The following is a 3,328-nucleotide window of genomic DNA, read 5'->3' on the forward strand; positions in this document are numbered from 1 at the left end:
CGGAGGGCGGCGCTTACCCGAGGAACACCGATGAAAGCCAAGACAATTTCTATCGAGGCTGACGGCCTCAAAATCAAAGGCACTGCCGAACGTATGATTCAGCTGCTCGCGGCTAGCTTGTTTGTGCATGCTCTGCCACCGGCCGCGAATGTTCAGCCGGCAGTGGCGTCAGCCGCTCCTGAGATCGGCCAGACTTGGCCAGGCCAGGGCGGTATCAATGGCGGATTCGTTCAAGCTCGCGGTGACGTCCCAGCGCATTACCTGATCTTCGCCGAAAAAGATGTGGGCAGCCTTGAATGGGGTGGCCGTGGAGTTGAGGTAAAGGGGCTCAGCAAAACCGACGGCTACACCAACACCCAGGTGCTGATTGGTAACGACGACGAGCGCAAGTATCCCGCCGCCGATGCGTGCGCCGAGTACCAGGCCGATGGTCATCATGACTTCTACCTGCCGGCCGCTGCCGAGCTGTACCAGGGGTGGCTGAACTGCCCCGAGGTATTCGCCCAAGACTGCTACTACTGGTCATCCTCGCAGCGCTCAGCCAACTTCGCATTCTACGTGGACTTCGTTGATGGCCATCAGGGCTACGACGTCAAGCTCGACGAGCTCCGTGTCCGCCCCGTCCGCAGATTCTTTATTTAATCCTTCATCCATTCGTTCTTGATCCGGCACACCAGGGCGCACAGCGCCTTTTTTGTTGCCTTCGAAAAGAGGAAGCACCATGTCCGCAGTTGAGAAAGCAGCGCCAGCAGCAACCATCCCGGCAATCGGCCAGGCCTACGGCGGCGGCTTCGTCACCGGCATTACCCGCGACCCATCCACCGGCAAGCGCTCCCTGCACATCAGCTCCGGGGCGGCGCATGAACTGGTCGGCAAGTGGGGCGAGTACGGCGTCAAGATCGAAGGTGCCGACAGCTTCACCGACAGCTTGGCCAACACCCAGGCCATGGCGGCGGCGGGCAGCGAGATTGCAGCGAAGGTGCTGGCCCTGAGCATTGGCGGTTACAACGACTGGGCGATCCCGGCGCGCGATGTGCAGGAGCTGCAGTACCGCCACTTCAAGCCGACCACCGAAGAGAACTGGGCGAGCTCGCGCAATGGCGACAACCCAAACAGCGAGCCTGTAGGCCTGCTGTACAGCGAAGAAGACCCGGCGCAGACCCTCCACGCCGTGTTCCAGGAAGGCGGTGCTGAAGCGTTCCGCGACACCTGGTACTGGTCGAGTTCGCAGCGCTCAGCCTACGGCGCATTCGGCCTGGACTTCGATGCTGGCAGTCAGGACACCACCGGCAAGGGCGGCGAGCTCCGTGTCCGCCCCGTCCGCAGCGAGCTTATTGATTAATTCGCTTATTTAATCCGGCCGCTTGCGGCCGGTTGCTCTTGGAGAGCGAGCCACATGGCAATGCATACGGAACTTGCGATCTACAAGGCTTCGATGGGCCTGCTGCATATGGCCACAACGATGACCCGGAACATCCCCCGCGACCTGAAGCAGTCACTCGGCAAGCGAGTGATCGACGAATGCATCGAAGTGCTGATGCTAATTGCCCGGGCCAACGCAACCCAGGACAAGCGGCCACACCTCACCTTGCTGGTCGAGAAGGTGCAAGTGGTCGAGTTCCTGATGCGACTCTTCAAAGACAACCGCTTCATCAGCATTCCGCAACACGCCCAGGCAATTGAGGTAACGGCCTCAATAGGCAAGCAAGCAAACGCCTGGAAACGCTCCACCCCAACCGCGCCCGCTACCTGAAGGTTACGGCTTTCTGGTCTGTGCGAATTGAATCTGGTCGTGCCGCTGACCCTTGGGTCACCGCCATGCGCACAAGAGATACCGCCGGTCTAAAGCGACCGGGCAGGTCTTGCGCAGTTTCCTTGCTGATCGGCTTTGCCTTCGGCCTGGCGACGTAGATAGCACGATAGGTCGCAGCGCTCAGCCAACAACGCATTCAACATGAACTTCGATGATGGCAATCAGAACAACAACGACAAGAACAACGAGCTCCGTGTCCGCCCCGTCCGCAGATTCGACTTTGGGCCCCTACCCGTTTCAGGATCTGGTGCAGGCCTATTACGACTGCCGGCGCACCAAGCGCAACAGCGACAGCGCGCTGGCTTTCGAGATCGACCTGGAGCGGAACCTGATCCAACTGCACGACGACCTGATTGCCGGCACATACCGGCCAGGCCGATCTATCTGTTTCGTGGTCACCCGACCGAAAGCCCGGGAAGTCTGGGCAGCAGCCTTTCGGGACCGCGTCGTCCACCACCTCATGTACAACCATGTGGCACCGCGCTTCTACGCCAGATTCATAGCGGACAGTTGCGCATGCATTCCAGGGCGCGGCACGCTGTACGCCGCCACACGGCTTGAGTCGAAGATCCGCAGCGCCTCGCAGAACTGGTCGAAACCGATCTTCTACCTGAAGTGCGACCTGGCAAACTTCTTCGTCGCCATCGACAAGGCCGTGCTGCGCAAGCAACTGGAGGCCAAGATCACCGAACCCTGGTGGCTGGCCCTAGCCACGCAGATCCTCATGCACGACCCGCGTGAGGATTACGAGATCCGCAGCCCGGCGCACCTGTTCAACCGGGTGCCGCAGCACAAGCGCCTGGTTGCGCAGCCCGCTCACCTCGGCCTGCCGATCGGCAACCTGTCGTCGCAGTTCTTCGCGAACGTCTACCTCGACGCCCTGGACCAGTTCGCCAAGCACACGCTGCGCGCCAAGCACTACATCCGGTACGTCGATGACTTCGTGTTTCTGCATGAGTCCCCGCAGCAACTCAACCAGTGGTTGGCCGAGGTCGAAGCGTTCCTGCCAAGGCTCGGCGCTAAGCTGAACCCCACTAAGACGATTCTGCAACCCGTGGATCGGGGCGTCGACTTCGTTGGTCACGTCATCAAGCCCTGGCGGCGAACCACCCGCAAACGATCCCTGGCCCAGGCGCTGAAGCGAACAGCCGCGGCGCCCGCCGAGGATCTGCGCGAGACCGCAAACAGCTACTTCGGCCTGCTCAGCCAGGCCAGCCACAGCGAGAAAGACAGGGCAGCACTGGCTCGCGTCGTGTTGAAGCGCGGCAACAGCGTCAATGCGGCGCTGACCAAGACATTCCTGAAGAAGTAACCCACCAACTCCACCGCCAGGGCATGGCCCGGCAAGGCTACTCCTATGGTCCGCCAATACAGTTTCGAAGATCTGATGAAGCGTCTGACCAGTGACAAGGTGACCGTCATCAAAGACAAACGAGGCAATTTTGTGTTTATGCCGGTTGCCTACAGAGGCCGTCGGTTGTGATTTCTGATTATTTGGAGGTGGGTCATGAGTGA

At 60.3% G+C, this 3,328-nt stretch carries 4 protein-coding genes; all 4 read left to right on the plus strand.

Annotated elements, in window-relative coordinates:
* A partial coding sequence (locus FIV38_RS29700) for a DUF1566 domain-containing protein (protein WP_236301043.1) occupies positions 1–642 on the plus strand: 642 nt, incomplete at its 5' end.
* 79 nt (positions 643–721) lie between these two features.
* Positions 722–1,342, plus strand: a complete 621-nt coding sequence (locus tag FIV38_RS29705; RefSeq protein WP_092238751.1) for a DUF1566 domain-containing protein — start codon at positions 722–724, stop codon at positions 1,340–1,342.
* Between the two features lie 54 nt (positions 1,343–1,396).
* Positions 1,397–1,753: a four helix bundle protein gene (locus tag FIV38_RS29710; RefSeq protein ID WP_092235990.1), complete on the plus strand. Its 357-nt coding sequence runs from the start codon at positions 1,397–1,399 to the stop codon at positions 1,751–1,753.
* A 211-nt stretch (positions 1,754–1,964) separates the two neighbouring features.
* Positions 1,965–3,125 carry an RNA-directed DNA polymerase gene (locus FIV38_RS29720; protein WP_235861028.1) on the plus strand — a complete coding sequence of 387 codons (1,161 nt, stop codon included), beginning with the start codon at positions 1,965–1,967 and terminating at the stop codon, positions 3,123–3,125.
* Positions 3,126–3,328: the final 203 nt, after the last annotated feature.

Source organism: Pseudomonas proteolytica (genome assembly GCF_007858275.1).
GTDB classification, from domain to species: Bacteria; Pseudomonadota; Gammaproteobacteria; order Pseudomonadales; family Pseudomonadaceae; genus Aquipseudomonas; species Aquipseudomonas proteolytica.